Annotated in this window: 10 protein-coding genes; 2 read left to right on the plus strand and 8 right to left on the minus strand. The window is 71.6% G+C overall.

What is annotated here, in order from left to right; all coding sequences use genetic code 11:
* Nucleotides 1-86: 86 nt before the first annotated feature.
* The 4 genes from aroG to AC2H6A_RS12225 form a co-directional block, all read right to left on the minus strand.
* A complete protein-coding gene (gene aroG / locus AC2H6A_RS12210; protein WP_484273875.1) occupies nt 87-1,148 on the minus strand; it encodes a 3-deoxy-7-phosphoheptulonate synthase AroG in 1,062 nt (353 codons plus the stop codon).
* A gap of 254 nt (nt 1,149-1,402) precedes the next feature.
* Nucleotides 1,403-2,863, minus strand: a complete 1,461-nt coding sequence (tldD, locus tag AC2H6A_RS12215; RefSeq protein ID WP_484273876.1) for a metalloprotease TldD — start codon at nt 2,861-2,863, stop codon at nt 1,403-1,405.
* A gap of 22 nt (nt 2,864-2,885) precedes the next feature.
* Entirely contained in the window at nt 2,886-3,725 is an 840-nt protein-coding gene (locus AC2H6A_RS12220) for a carbon-nitrogen hydrolase family protein (RefSeq protein WP_484273877.1), read from the minus strand.
* 44 nt (nt 3,726-3,769) lie between these two features.
* Nucleotides 3,770-7,735, minus strand: coding sequence for a YhdP family protein (locus AC2H6A_RS12225; RefSeq protein ID WP_484273878.1), 3,966 nt, complete (start codon nt 7,733-7,735; stop codon nt 3,770-3,772).
* A 94-nt stretch (nt 7,736-7,829) separates the two neighbouring features.
* On the opposite strand from AC2H6A_RS12225, the gene glnE reads away from it, so the two are divergent.
* A complete protein-coding gene (gene glnE, locus AC2H6A_RS12230; protein WP_484273879.1) occupies nt 7,830-10,559 on the plus strand; it encodes a bifunctional [glutamate--ammonia ligase]-adenylyl-L-tyrosine phosphorylase/[glutamate--ammonia-ligase] adenylyltransferase in 2,730 nt (909 codons plus the stop codon).
* A 1-nt stretch (nt 10,560) separates the two neighbouring features.
* Here glnE and AC2H6A_RS12235 read toward each other — a convergent pair whose 3' ends face one another.
* The 4 genes from AC2H6A_RS12235 to AC2H6A_RS12250 form a co-directional block, all read right to left on the minus strand.
* Entirely contained in the window at nt 10,561-10,890 is a 330-nt protein-coding gene (locus AC2H6A_RS12235; protein ID WP_484273880.1) for an AzlD domain-containing protein, read from the minus strand.
* Nucleotides 10,887-11,624: an AzlC family ABC transporter permease gene (locus tag AC2H6A_RS12240; RefSeq protein ID WP_484273881.1), complete on the minus strand. Its 738-nt coding sequence runs from the start codon at nt 11,622-11,624 to the stop codon at nt 10,887-10,889. Before AC2H6A_RS12240 ends, AC2H6A_RS12235 begins: the two co-directional genes overlap by 4 nt.
* 22 nt (nt 11,625-11,646) lie before the next feature.
* Nucleotides 11,647-12,870 carry an MFS transporter gene (locus tag AC2H6A_RS12245; RefSeq protein WP_484273882.1) on the minus strand — a complete coding sequence of 408 codons (1,224 nt, stop codon included), beginning with the start codon at nt 12,868-12,870 and terminating at the stop codon, nt 11,647-11,649.
* Between the two features lie 163 nt (nt 12,871-13,033).
* Complete coding sequence (locus tag AC2H6A_RS12250; RefSeq protein ID WP_484273883.1) at nt 13,034-13,474, minus strand: hypothetical protein; 441 nt, start codon at nt 13,472-13,474, stop codon at nt 13,034-13,036.
* 229 nt (nt 13,475-13,703) lie between these two features.
* Between AC2H6A_RS12250 and AC2H6A_RS12255 the strand changes: the two genes are divergently transcribed.
* Nucleotides 13,704-14,571, plus strand: an 868-nt coding sequence (locus tag AC2H6A_RS12255; protein ID WP_484273884.1) for a branched-chain amino acid transaminase, incomplete at its 3' end; no start/stop codon positions are given.

Below are 14,571 nucleotides of genomic sequence, written 5' to 3' on the forward strand. Positions count from 1 at the left end.
ACGCTCAGGCATGGACGGGTTCCGGGAAGACATGGGCTATATACCACGCCCCTGCCGGCCCGCCCGCCATCGCCCCGGGCGACAGGTCAGTCGGCCACTGCCAGCCGACGGTCGCGCACCGACTGGGCGAGATGCTCCAGGCAACCCAGGGTCTCCTCCCAGCCGATGCAGCCGTCGGTGATGCTCTGGCCATGGGTGAGCGGCTTGCCCACGACCAGATCCTGGCGCCCGGCCACCAGGTGGCTCTCGACCATCACCCCGAAGATCCGGGTGTCGCCGGCAGCGAGCTGCTCGCCGATGTTGCGCAGCACCGGGATCTGGTTCTCGGGCTTCTTCTGGCTGTTGCCGTGGCTGGCATCGATCATGAGCCGGCAGGCCATGGCGGCAGCGGCGGCCTCCTGGCAGGCGGCATCGACGGCGGCGCTGTCGTAATTGGGCGCCTTGCCGCCACGCAGGATGACATGGCAGTCCTCGTTGCCGTTGGTGGACACGATCGCCGAGTGCCCGCCCTTGGTCACCGACAGGAAGTGGTGCGGCTGCGAGGCGGCCTTGATGGCATCGAAGGCGATGCGCAGGCTGCCGTCGGTGCCGTTCTTGAAGCCCACCGGGCAGCTCAGGCCGCTGGCGAGCTCGCGGTGCACCTGCGATTCGGTGGTGCGCGCGCCGATCGCGCCCCAGGCGATCAGGTCGGCCAGGTACTGCGGGGTGATCATGTCGAGGAACTCGGAGCCGGCCGGCAGGCCGAGCTCGTTGACCTTGAGCAGCAGCTCGCGGGCCAGGCGCAGACCGCGGTTGATCTGAAAGCTGTTGTCCAGGCCCGGATCGTTGATCAGGCCCTTCCAGCCGACGGTGGTGCGGGGCTTCTCGAAGTAGACCCGCATGACGATCTCGAGGTCGTCGCGCAGGCGCTCGCGGTGCGGCGCCAGCCGGTTGGCGTATTCCATGGCCGCATCCACATCATGGATGGAGCAGGGCCCCACCACCACCAGCAGCCGATCATCCATGCCGTGGAGGATGCGGTGGATCGCCTGACGGGCCTGATAGGTGACCTCGGCGGCGCGCTCGGTGCAGGGCAGCTCGCGCAGCAGATGGGAGGGCGGAGCGAGTTCCTTGATCTCGCGGATTCGGACATCGTCGGTGGTGGGCATCGGAAGATCCTGGCGCTGAGTCGGGCAACGAAGCTGAGAGTCGGAATGGGTGACGAATCGGGCGCCCAAAACAGAACCGCCGGCGCGAGGGCCGGCGGTTGCTGGGTTGGGTTCGGAGGCCTGGCTACTGGCGCGCGGACTCCGGAACTCTCCCACCGCCGGCGGGGAGACCGAAATAGAACGCAAACGCATAGACAATCAGGCGCATGACACCATCTTAAGCGGCGAGGGCCCGGCCCGCAAGCCGCGCCGGCTCAGGCGGTTCCGCCGACGGTAAGGCCCTCGATGCGCAGCGTGGGCTGACCCACCCCCACCGGCACGCTCTGCCCGTCCTTGCCGCAGACACCAACCCCGGAGTCCAGACGCATGTCATTGCCGATGAGCGTGACCCGGGTGAGCGCATCGGGGCCGTTGCCGATCAGGGTGGCGCCCTTCACCGGATACTGGATGCGGCCCTTCTCGACCCAGTAGGCCTCCGAGGCCGAGAACACGAACTTGCCGTTGGTGATGTCGACCTGGCCGCCACCGAAGTTGGCGGCGTAGATGCCGCGGTCGATGGACGCGATGATCTCGGCCGGATCACGGTCACCGGCGAGCATGCAGGTGTTCGTCATGCGTGGCATGGGCAGGTGGGCGAAGGACTCGCGCCGACCATTGCCGGTGACCGGCACCTTCATCAGGCGGGCATTGAGCGTGTCCTGCAGATAGCCGCGCAGGATGCCGTCCTCGATCAGCACATTGCGCTGGGTGGGGTTGCCTTCGTCATCGATGTTCAGCGAGCCGCGGCGATCGCGGATGGTGCCGTCGTCGATCACGGTGACGCCGGGAGCGGCCACCCGCTGGCCGAGGCGGCCGGCGAAGGCCGAGGAGCCCTTGCGGTTGAAGTCGCCCTCCAGGCCGTGACCGATCGCCTCGTGCAGCAGCACGCCCGGCCAGCCCGGACCGAGCACCACCGGCATCACGCCACCGGGGGCGGGGCGCGACTCGAGATTGACCAGCGCGGTGTCGACCGCCTCGCGGACATAGCGCTCGACGATGGTCTCGTCGAAGTAGTCCAGGCCGAAGCGGCCGCCGCCGCCGCTGCTGCCCTGCTCGCGCCGGCCCTGGCTCTCGGCGATCACGGTGACCGAGAGCCGGATCAGCGGTCGGACATCGGCGGCGATCACGCCGTCGGAACGGGCGACCAGCACCAGATCATGCTCGGCGGCCAGCCCGGCCATCACCTGCACCACCCGCGGATCGCGGGCACGGGCCAGACGCTCGACCCGCTCGAGCAGCGCCACCTTGGCGGTGGCATCGAGCCCGGCGATGGGATCGGTGGCCGAGAAGAGGTTGCGGCCGGCCCGCGGCTGCAGGCTGCCCGCCACCTTCACCCGTCCGGCGCCGGCGCGCGCGATGCTGCGGGTGGCGCGCGCGGCCGACAGCAGCGCGCTGGCGTTGATCTCGTCGGAGTAGGCGAAGGCGGTCTTCTCACCCGACACCGCGCGCACGCCCACGCCCTGCTCGATGGAGAAGCTGCCCGACTTGACGATGCCCTCCTCGAGGCTCCAGCCCTCGCTGCGGGTGTACTGGAAGTAGAGGTCGGCGTAATCGACCTTGTGCTGGAAGACCTCGGCGAGCGCGCGGGCGAGGTCGCGCTCGTCGAGACCGGTGGGTTCGAGAAGGCGTTCGCGGGCGATCGCGAGATGATCGATGCCCTGGTCGACGGGATTCATGCGGGGACTCCTGGCAGCGGGGTCAGAGGATTCGGTGGGCGAGCGCGGGCAGGCTCTGGCGGACGTCAAGGATGCGCTGGCGCTGCAGCACGCCAGCCACCAGGCCTTCGCCCTCGGGCAGCACCTGCAGCAGATCGCCCCAGGGGTCGGCCAGCAGGCTGTGGCCCCAGGTGCGGCGACCGTTCTCGTGCAGGCCGCCCTGGGCCGGCGCGAGAACATAGCACTGATTCTCGATCGCCCGGGCGCGCAGCAGCACCTCCCAGTGCGCCTGGCCGGTGGTGTGGGTGAAGGCCGAGGGCACCACGATGAGATCGCAGGGCGCGAGCACGCGGTAGAGCTCGGGAAAGCGCAGGTCATAGCAGACCGACAGGCCCACCCGCCAGCCCTCGATGTCGATCACCACCGGCGTGCGACCGGCCTCGATGGTGGCCGACTCGTCGAAGCGCTCGGCGCCGCGCTGGAAGCCGAACAGATGGATCTTGTCGTAGCGGGCGACCTGACGGCCGTCGGGCCCGTGGACCAGGCAGGTGTTGCGCACCCGCGTGGGCCGCGTGGTGGCGATGGGCACCGTGCCGCCGATCAGCCAGATGCCGTGGCGCGCGGCCTGCTCGGCGAGGAAATCCTGCAGCGGGCCGGCGCCCGCGGCCTCGCGCAGCTCGACCTTGTCGGTGTCACGGCGACCGAGCAGGCAGAAGTACTCGGGCAGCACCACCACCCGTGCCCCGCCCTCGGCCGCGCGGGCGATCAGACCGGCTGCCGCCGCGCGGTTGGCCGCCGGATCGGTGGCCGACACCATCTGCACGCCGGCCACGGCCAGGGTGGGGGTGGCGGCAGGCACGGCGTCGGCAGGCTGATCAGGCATCGGTCTCTCCGGGTGACAGGGCGACCATCGTAGCCCAAGCCGGCTCAGGGCCTGCCAGCCGGCGCACCGGGCTGGCGCGGCACCTCGGTGACCTGCGGATCGGCCCAGGAGCCTGTGATGCGGGTCTGGTAGGTGAAGATCTCCTGCAGCGGCCGTCGCAGCGCGAACTGGAAGATGAACGAACCCAGGCCGATCGCCGGGTTGGCCATGGCCCCGTAGGCGAGCGAGGCCAGACCGACATTGAGTTCCGGCCGGATGGTCGCCACGAGCGACTGGGTCTCGAGCTCGAGATCGGCCTCGCCGCGGATGTCGACCTGCGCCTGCAGCCCGCGCATCTGCAGCCCGGCGGAGCGGGCGATGCCGGCACGGATGTCGACATCGCCCTCGATGGCATCGAAGCCGAAGCCCTCCGAGAAGACATCGCGGAAGTCGAGCGAGAGCCGGCGTGGCAGCGACTGCAGGTTGAGCACGCCGATCAGCTTGGCCAGGCCGGGCTCGGTCTTGAGGAACTGGCCCTTGCCGATCTGCAGGCGCATGGCGCCATCGAGGCTGGGATAGTGGATCGCCAGCGGCGACCCCTGCCAGGCCAGGCGTCCCGACAGGCGCCCGCTCCCGCCGCGCACGCTGTCGGGAATACCGTAGACCGCCAGCAGCTCGCCGGCGTCGAGGACATCGAGCTGGAAGTCGAGATCGGTGGCCCGACCGCCATCGGCCCGCGCCGGCGCCCAGCGGCCGCTGGCGAGCAGGCGGGCGGCGGGATGGCTGACCCGAAGCTCGTCGAGGCGCCAGACCGGCGCGCCGGCCGCGGCGGTGTTGGTCGCCTTCAGGGTGAGCTGCCCGAGCCGGCGCTCGCCCAGGATGAACTCGGTGGCCGCGACATCGAGCGCCGGCAGCGCCTCGGGTGGGGAATCGAGCAGAGCCTCGAACTCGCCGGCACGCGACTTCGGGATTTCGAGGCGGTTGAAGCGGGCGGCGAGCGCGCCCACCCGCTGACCGGGCAGCGCGTCGCGCCAGCTGAAGTGGCCGTCCACCTCGCGCGAGACCACATTGGCCTGCCAGAAACCCGCCTCTCGGGTGGCGCCGATCACCACCTGGTGGAAGTGCTTGCCGCCGACCTGCAGTTCGCCGGTGATCCCCGCGATCGCGGAGGGCAGCAGCGAGAAGCCCGGCGCGAAACCGTCATCGGCACGGCGCTCGGCATCGCGCAGCTCGGTGCCGGTGAGCAGCGGCATCCAGGCATCGAGATCGATCCGCTCGGCCTCCACGCGCAGGGCGAGGCCGCTGTCGGGCAGATCGGGCTCGCCGAGGGTGGCAAACCCGCCACGCAGGATGCGCAGCCGGCCGCTGGCCGGGTCGCGCTCGCGCTCGAGCACCAGGCGCATGGCCTCGCCGAGCTCGACCCGGATCGCATCGCCCGGCGAGCGCGCCTGCGCGTCGGCGCCGGGCTTCGCGGTCACGCTGACCCGCAGAGGCCAGGCGGCGCCGCTCGGCTTGTCGAAGGGCGCCGGCATGGCGAGGCCCAGGCCGACCAGATCGGAGGACAGCTGCATCGAGACCGCGCGTCGGGCGTTGTCGAGCTCGCCGCTGAAGCCCGCCTCGCCGGCGAGGCGCCGGGTGAGCGGGTTGTCGACCACCGCACGCATGGCCTCGGCGCCGACCCGTCCCTGGGCCCGCAACTGCAGGCGGCCGGGTTCCGGGGTCTCGCCCGACACCCGCAGAGGGCCGCCCAGGAAGCGGGCGCTGATGTCGCGCAGCGCCAGCGAGCGCTCGGTGAAGTCGAGCACGCCGGTGACCGCCTCGAAGGGGGGCAGGGTGTCATCGAGCTGGACCCGGTTGCCGCGCAGCTGCAGCGTGCCGGCAACCCGGGAGGTCTCCGGGTCATGCAGGGGTACCTCGAGGCGCAGCTGCAGCCGGGCCTCGCCATCGACCCGCGTGTCACGCGTGAAGTCGTCCAGGCGGGTGGCGAGCGGCGTCTCGTTGAGGAAGCGGATGATCTGCTGGGCCTCGCCCTCGCCACCGCCCTCCACGCGCAGCACGCCCTCGTCGAAGTCGCGAACCCCGGCCTGGCTGGGGCCGAGCGGCAGATCGAGCACCCGACCGGAGCGGGCGCTCACCTGGAAGGCGTTGCGCTCGAAGCGCAGACGGCCCTGCACGGCGTCGATCCGCGGCCAGCCCTGGGCATAGCGCAGCACACCGTCGTTGAGCCGGGCATCGACCAGAAACTCGCCCTGACCGGGCTGGGGAAAGGGGAAGTCGGCCAGATCGCCGCGCACCCGGAAGCGCGCGTCGTCGAGCCGTCCGGCGAGCACGGCGCGGCGCACCCAGTCGCGTACCGGTTCGGCAATGCCCAGCGGCAGATAGCGCCACACCCGCTGCGCATCGGCCCGGTCGACCTGACCGGCGAAGTCGATCACCCCCAGCCCGCGGCCGCCGCTGCGATAGCGGCCCGCGAGACTGCCGGCGGCATCGGCATTGGCGAAGCGCGCCTCGCTCAGCAACAGCTCGACACCTCGACCGGCGCCTTCGCCCACCGCGGCCACCTGCAAGCGCGCCTGCAGTTCATCGAAGCCGATGGCAGGTTCGGCAAAGATGCCGGGCAGTCCGAGGACCGCGGCCCGGGAGTCCAGCCGCAGCTCGAGCCCGGCACGGGTGAGCCGGCCCTCGCCCGCGAGATTCTCCGCCCAGGGACCGCTTTCGGACACCCGCCCGGAGAGCCGCTCGAAACCGGCGGTGATCTCGAGCCCGTCATCGGGCGCGGCCTCGTCGCCTGGGCGATGCCAGCGCAACGCGAGCGCCGTGATGCGGCCGTCGAGCCGCAGCGCCGACAGACGCGACGTCCCCGCCGAGGGCCAGGGCGCGCGCCGCAGCAGCGCCAGTGCCGGCGCGGCCTCGAAGGCCCGCAGCGCCGCCTGCAGCCGCACCGGCTGATGGCCGGCATCGAGCTCCAGGCTGAGCGGGCCGTCACCCGCCACGCTGAGCCCGCCGGCATCGCGCAGCTGCCAGGCATCGAGCACGATCCGGGTACGATCAGCCGCGAACACGGCCTGGCCCTCCAGGCTCAGCGCGCCAAGCCTGAGCGGCGCGACACCCGGGGACGAGACCGGCTGCCACGAGGCCTGCGCAAGTTGCAGCTTGAGCGTGGCCTCGCGCTGACCACCGGCCTGGAAGCGCAGCCAGGCCCGCAGATCGGCGCGCCCCTCGCGCAGCTCGGCCAGCCGGTCGGCGCCCGGCAGCATCGCCACCGGCAGCCGGGCGAGCGCGGCAAGCTCGATCGCATCGCCACCGGCATAGAGCTCGCCGGTCCAGCCGCGCCAGTCGGTGACCGCCGAGCGCGGCGCGCGGAAGATCTCGCCGGCAAGCTGCCAGCTCTCCCACCAGCCAGGCAGCGAGGGCACGGCGAGCGACAGCCGGTGGCGACGGCCGACGCTGCCGAGCTGCGCGTCGATGCCTGCGAGCGCCGCGCCGTCACGGCCCTGGGCGTCGGTCCACACGATGCGGGCATCGCGCACCAGCACCCGGCGCTGCTGGGCGAGCTGATCGGGCAGCGTGGCGTTACCGCCGGCCGAGAGGTCGATCTCGGCGCCGGCGATCCGCCAGCGGGTGCCGCCCAGATGCGCCACCCGAAGCTGCGGCGACTGCAGCTCGATGAGGGAGAAGCGCGGTGCCAGCGCCCACAGGCTGCGCGGCGAGATCACCAGGGTGAGCCTGGGCAGGCGCAGCTCGGGCCGCTCGGGTTCGCCGAGCTCGAGGCCCTCGACCGAGAGCCGCGGCAGCAGGCCTTCGAAGCCGGGATCGAGGCGGGCGATGCGCACCGGCTGGCCGAGCATCGACGACAGGCGCTGCGCGATCGGCTCACGCCAGGCATCGAGTCCGGGCCAGACCTGGTGCCGCAGCGCGAGGTAACCCGCGAGCAGGCAGAGCCATGCGCCGAGCAGACACCAGCCCAGCAGGGCCGGGAGGCGTGACGGGCGCCGACGCGGGGCAGAGCGGACAGGCGAGGCCGCGGTCACGGAACGGTGCGGTGGAATCAGCAGGCTCGCCGGCGGCATGCCATCGTCCCGGTAGGATAACCCTTTCCCCTTCGCGCGCCCGGCGCGCGCTCAGATGATGTCCTTCGAAGCCGAACGCCATTCCGGATTCTTTCGCCGCTCACTCGGCGCCCTGCACTCGCGCCCGCCGGCCCAGGGCGTGGCGCGGCTGCAGGCGCTGATCGCCACGCCGATCGACCCGGCCGGTGTGCAGGCGCTGGTCGACGAGGGCCTGGCGCGGGCAACGAGCGCCTCGGCGCTGAGCGTGGATCCCTCGCTGCCCGCCGCCAATCTCGGGCGCGAGCTGCGGCGCGCGCGCCTGCTGCTGATCATGGCCCTCATGGAGCGCGATCTGCGCGGCGAGGCGCCGCTCGCCGAGGTCTGCCGCGCGATGTCGGCCTTCGCGGCGGCCAGCACGCAGGCGGCGCTGGCTGCCGCCGGGCGCGAGATGGCCGCGCAGTTCGGCCTGCCTCACGATGCCCTGGGCCAGCCGCAGGACCTGCTGGCCGTCGCCATGGGCAAGGGCGGGGCCGAGGAGCTCAATGTGTCCTCGGACCTGGACCTGGTCTTCGTCTTTCGCGACGAGGGCCAGTGCCAGCCGTCTGGCGACATGCCATCGGGCCGAGGCAGCCCGATGGCCGCCAGCGAGTTCATGCACCGGGTCGCCCGACGGACCATCGGCCTGCTGGCCGAAACCACCGCCGACGGCTTCGTGTTCCGGGTGGACACGCGGCTGCGCCCCAACGGCGATGCCGGTCCGCTGGTGGCGTCCTTCGCGATGCTCGAGGAGTACTTCTACGCCCAGGGCCGCGAGTGGGAACGCTTCGCCTGGCTCAAGGGCGCGGTGGTGGCCGACAGCGCGCTGGCCGGCGCCGAGGCGCGCCGCCGCGACGAACAGGCGCTGGCGGCGATCGTCACGCCCTTCGTGTTTCGCCGCTATCTCGACTTCCGCGTGTTCGGCGCACTGCGCAACCTGCACGCGATGATCCGCAGCGAGGTCGCCCGGCGCGATGCGCGCGACGCCGGCAGCGTCGATGTGAAGCTGGGCCGCGGCGGCATCCGCGAGATCGAGTTCGCCGCCCAGCTGTTCCAGGTGGTGCGCGCCGGCCGCGACCCGCTGCTGCGCGATCGCCGGACCCTGGTCACCCTCGAGACACTCGCCCGGCGCGGCGTGCTGCCGGTGGCCGACGCGTCAGCACTGGCCCGCGCCTACGACCTGCTGCGTCGCACCGAACATGCGCTGCAGTACCGGGAAGATGCGCAGACCCACCGCCTGCCGGCCGATGCCGCGGGCCGGGCCCAGGTGGCGGCCATGCTGCGCCTGTCGCCCGAGGCCTTCGAGGCGAGCCTCGAGCAGGCTCGTGCCGATGTCCAGCGGGTCTTCGACGGCCTGCTCAGCGAAGCCGACGACGCCGGCAACGGCGCCACCGCGACCGGCGTCGAGGAGGGGCTGGGCGAGGACATGAGCAACCGGCTTGCCCAGCTGCGGGGCAGCTCGCGCTATCGCGCCGCCCGCGAGGACACCCGGCAGGCGGTGGAGCGGCTGCTGGCCAGGGCGCTGGCCGAGCGGGTGGAGGCCGCGGCCTTCGGCCGGCTGATCGACCTGATCGAGGCGGTCACCGGCCGCCCGGCCTATCTCGCCCTGCTCTCGCAGTACCCGCAGGCCATGAGCCGCGTGATGCGCCTGCTCGGGTTGTCGCGCTGGGCGGCGGAGTACCTCACCCGTCACCCGATCGTGCTCGACGAGCTGCTCGACGGACAACTGCTCGAGCCGGTCGACTATGCCCGCTGGGAGCAGGATCTGCGCGCGGCGCTGGCTGCTGCCACCACGCCAGAAGGCGCGCCCGATGTCGAGCGCCAGATGGATCTCGCCCGCGAAGCCCATCACGCCCAGGTCTTTCGCCTGCTGGTCCAGGACCTGGAAGGCCTGCACAGCGTCGAGCGGCTGGCCGACCTGCTTTCCGAGCTGGCCGACCGCATGCTCGCGATCGGCCTCGACTGCGTCTGGCGCACCGTGCCCGGGCGCCATCGCGAGCAGCCGCGTTTCGCGGTCATCGCCTACGGCAAGCTCGGCGGCAAGGAGCTGGGCTACGCCTCCGATCTCGACCTGGTGTTCCTGTTCGACGACGACGACGAGCGCGCGCCGCAGGCCTACACCATGCTCTCGCAGCGGCTGGCCAACTGGCTGTCGGTGCGCACCCGCGCCGGCCAGCTCTTCGAGATCGACCTGCGGCTGCGGCCCAACGGCAATGCCGGGCTGCTGGTCACCACGCTCGAGGGGTTCACCCGCTACCAGGAGGGCGAAGCCTGGGTATGGGAGCACCAGGCGCTCACCCGCGCCCGCCACGCGGCCGGCGACGCGGCGATCGGCGCCACCTTCGAGGCCATCCGCCGCACCGTGCTGGCGCGCCCGCGCGAGGCCGCTGCCCTGCGCGCCGAGGTGATCGGCATGCGCGAGCGCATGCACGAGGGACATCCCAACCGCAGCGAACTCTTCGACCTGAAGCACGATCAGGGCGGCATGGTCGACATCGAATTCATCGTGCAGTACCTGGTGCTCGCGCACGCGGCCGCGCACCCCGAACTGCTCGACAACGTCGGCAACATCGCGCTGCTCGGTCGCGCGGCCCGGGCGGGCCTGATCGAGGCCGGCCTGGCGGCCCAGGTGGCCGACGCCTACCGGCGGCTGCGCCAGCTCCAGCATCAGCTGCGGCTCAATGACGCCTCGTACGCGCGGGTGGCGCCGCAACAGCTCGCCGACGAGCGCGCCGCGGTGCGCTCGCTGTGGGCGGCGGTGCTCGGCTGAGTCAGGCCAGCAGCAGCACCAGCGCGCCCACACCGAGCGCAGCCAGCAGGTTGCCGCTCAGGCGCGCCACCACCAGCAGGGCCAGCGCCGAGAGCAGGCGGGCATCGAGCAGCAGGTCCCAGGAAGGCGCCACCGCCTCGCGCCAGGGCGCGGCGACCTCGGGCACCACCACCGCCACCAGCGCAGCCATCGGCGAATAGCGCAGGGCCCGGGCCGCCAGGCCGCGGGGATGCCAGCGGCGCGGCGCGTAAAGGTAGAGCGAGCGCAGCAGCAGGATGATCGCGGCCAGCATCCCGATGGCCAGCCAGATGCCCGCGGGATCGGTCTTCATGAGGCGCGCCCCGAGGAGGACCGGTCCGCCGCCGCATCTGCGATCAGCGCCGCCAGCAGGCCGGCCACCACCGCCGCGAGCAGCCCGAGCTTCCAGGGCCAGCCCGCCCCGATGAGGGCGACCGCACCGGCCGCCAGGGCCGCCGACCACGCCGGGGCGCCACGCAGCATCGGCGCCACCAGCGCAAGCATGGCCAGGATGCCGAGGTAGCCCAGGCGACCGGCACCGGGCAGCACCGCCGCCAGCCCGATGCCGAGCACCGAGCCGGCCAGCCAGACCGGCCAGACCAGCCAGGTGACCCCGGCATAGAAGGCGAGCCGGTTGACGAAGGGCCGCTCGCGTCCCCGGCGATCGAGGTAGACCGCGGTGCCGGGGTCGGTCATCAGGAAGCCGGCCAGCCAGCGCCAGCGCGCCGGCAGATGCTTGAGGTCGGGCGAAAGCGCCGCCGAGTACACCGGAAAGCGCAGGCCGGTGAGCACGGCGGTGAGCGCAATGAAGGGCAGAGACACGCCCGCGGCCAGCAGCGGCACGGCCACCAGGGCGGTGGTGCCCGAGAGCACCAGAAAGCTGATGCCCAGCGCCTGCGCCACCGTCAGACCGCCCTTGACCAGCGCGATGCCGGTGACCGTGCCCCAGGCGAACACGCCGGGCATGGCCGGCGCGACCGCGGCCAGACCCTGCCGGAAGCGCAGCCGGCGCGCCGGCCGGGCAAGCAGGGCCGCGCGGGCGCCCATGGGCTTCAGAGAGGCGCGCGACTCAGCGCGCGCCAGGCGCCGGGGCGCGGCCCAGCGCCCAGCCGCTGCGCGAGGCCAGCCACAGGGCACTGGCCAGCGCCACCATCACCACCGGCAGCGACAGCAGGTTGAGCACCGACCAGCCATTGACCATCAGCATGGCACCCGAGGACGCCGAGGTGGTGACCATGGTGGTGAACACGCACAGGTCCATGAAACCCTGGACCTTGTTCTTTTCGGAGGGCCGGTAGGCACTGGTAAGCAGCGTGGTGGCACCGGTGTACATGAAGTTCCAGCCCACGCCCAGCAGGGTGAGGGCGAGCACGAACTGCATGAGATCGAGGCCGCTCAGCGCGATGGCCACGCAGCCGGCCATCATCAGGCAGCCGGAGACGACCACGGGCAGTACGCCGAAGCGCTGGATCAGCGAGCCGGTGAACAGGCCCGGCGCGAACATGCCGATCACATGCCATTCGAGCACCAGCGCCGCGGCCGAATAGGGATGACGGCAGACCTCCATCGCCAGCGGCGTGGCCACCATCAGCAGGTTCATGATCCCGTAGCCCAGCGCGGAGATCAGCACCGCCGTCCAGCAGGCGGGCTGGCGCACGATCTCGGCCAGCGGCCGGGGCGGCCGGGTGTCCTGCGCGGCCTGCGCCGCCTGCGCGGTGCTCGGCACCCGCAGCAACTGGGCCAGCAGCAGCGAGAGCAGCGCGAAACCCGCCAGCGTGAGATAGGAGCCGGCAAACTGCGTGCTCAGCCAGGTGCGTGACCACTTCGACACTTCGGGCCCGACCACCCCGCCCACGATGCCGCCGGTGAGCACCAGCGAGATCGCGCGGGCCTTGAAGCCTGGCCGATAGGCATCGGCGACATCGGCGGCGGCAAAGCGCAGACTGGCCGCGAAGGCGCTGTACAGGCCCGTGATGAAGGTGGCCCCGCACAGCATCGGCAGGCTGGCCTGGGTCATGGCCCACCAGGCCGCCAGCGCGCCGATCATGCCGGCCACCGAGCCCACGGTGTAGCCCATGCGCCGGCCGAACCGGCGCATGAACGCCGCCGCCGGCATGGCCCAGATCGCGCCACCGAGCACATAGCCGGTGACCGGCAGGGTGGCCATGAGTTTGTTGTCGGCAAGCTGGAAGCCCGCCAGGCCGGTGATCGCCACCAGGGTGACATTGTTGGTGAGCACCAGCGCCTGCATGGTCGCCAGGAGGCCCACCTGCGCGCGCAGGGATCGGAGCATCGGCGTAGTGTAGCCGGGTCGGGTTTGCCCGGTCTCCCCGGGGCTCGACCGGTGACATGGTGCTGCACGTGACGGTCACCATGCGACCAGGCCGGCAGTCGCTGCAAGCCGGCCAGCCTTGGTGGCGCGCGTGCCACCGGGAATACGGATCAGCCGATCGGGGTCACCACAGGATCGGCATGAGATCGCCCGCATGTGCCCCGACGTGCTGGCAAACCAGCTCGGTGCGCACAGGATCCGGAACCGCTGCCGCCCGGGCAGCGGTGCGCAGGGCCGCCTGGGCCATGACGGCGATCGTCACGCCGTGCGCTTCGGCAGCAACCCGCAGGTCAAGTTCGATCGCCCGCGGGCTCGGACCCGGCGCGCGCCAGCGCAACACCACATCAGCCCCGCGCAGGGAAACCCGTCTGAGCTCGGCTTCGATCACCAGCGCCCGAAGCAGCGCCTCGGCGAGCGGGCCGCGCAGGTCACCGGCGGGCGGGCGTGGCCATGACAGCAATATGCAGGCCACGCCGTCGTCGACGGTGACCCGGGCCTCCGCGGGGCACCAGGTCAGCAGGCGATGCAGGATCCGGTTCGTCGGTGATTTCAGGGGCGCGGTCATCGTGTCACACGAATCACCGAACCGCCGGCCCGCGACAGCCGTGGCCTGCTGCGCTTTTCGCCGCGTGATGCATCTCGCCACCCCCTGGGGGCCCGCCCGCGCCGACGGCGGCGCTGCGCAAGGGATCGGATGCTCGGCAATCCCGGGAAAACCGGGCCGGCGTCTGGGCCGGAACATTCCCTTGCGATAAAATGACGGGTTCCGACCAAAACACCCCCAGGAGCCCCCCATGTCGATGGCCGACCGCGACGGACTGATCTGGTTCGACGGCAAGATGGTCGAGTGGCGCGATGCGAAGCTGCACGTGCTCACCCACTCCCTGCACTACGGCATGGCGGTCTTCGAGGGCGTTCGCGCCTACCAGACCCCCGCTGGCACCGCCATCTTCCGGCTGAGCGAGCACACCCGCCGCTTCTTCAACTCGGCCAAGATCTTCCAGATGAAGATCCCGTACACGCCCGAGGAACTGATGCAGGCCCAGAAGGACTGCGTGCGCCTGAACAAGCTCGACTCCTGCTACATCCGGCCGCTGGCCTGGATCGGCTCCGAGAAGATGGGCGTGTCGGCCAAGGGCAACAGCATCCACTGCTCGATCGCGGTCTGGCCCTGGGGCGCCTACCTCGGCGAGGATGGCATCTCGCGCGGCATCCGCGTCAAGACTTCCTCGTTCACCCGTCACCATGTCAATGTGTCGCTGGTGCGGGCCAAGGCGAGCGGCTACTACATCAACTCCATCCTGGCCAACCAGGAGGTCACCGCCCACGGCTATGACGAAGCCCTGCTGCTCGACACCGAGGGCTATGTGTCGGAGGGCTCCGGCGAGAATGTCTTCATCGTGCGCGACGGCCGGCTCTACACGCCCGATCTCGCCTCCTGCCTCGATGGCATCACCCGCGACGCCGTGATCACCATGGCCCGCGACCTCGGCATTCCGGTGATCGAAAAGCGCATCACCCGCGACGAGATGTACTGCGCCGACGAGGCCTTCTTCACCGGCACCGCCGCCGAGGTCACGCCCATCCGCGAACTCGATGACCGCGTCATTGGCGAGGGCCGCCGCGGCCCGGTCACCGAACGGCTGCAGTCGCTGTTCTTCG

The sequence above is a fragment of the Quisquiliibacterium sp. genome, assembly GCF_982640115.1.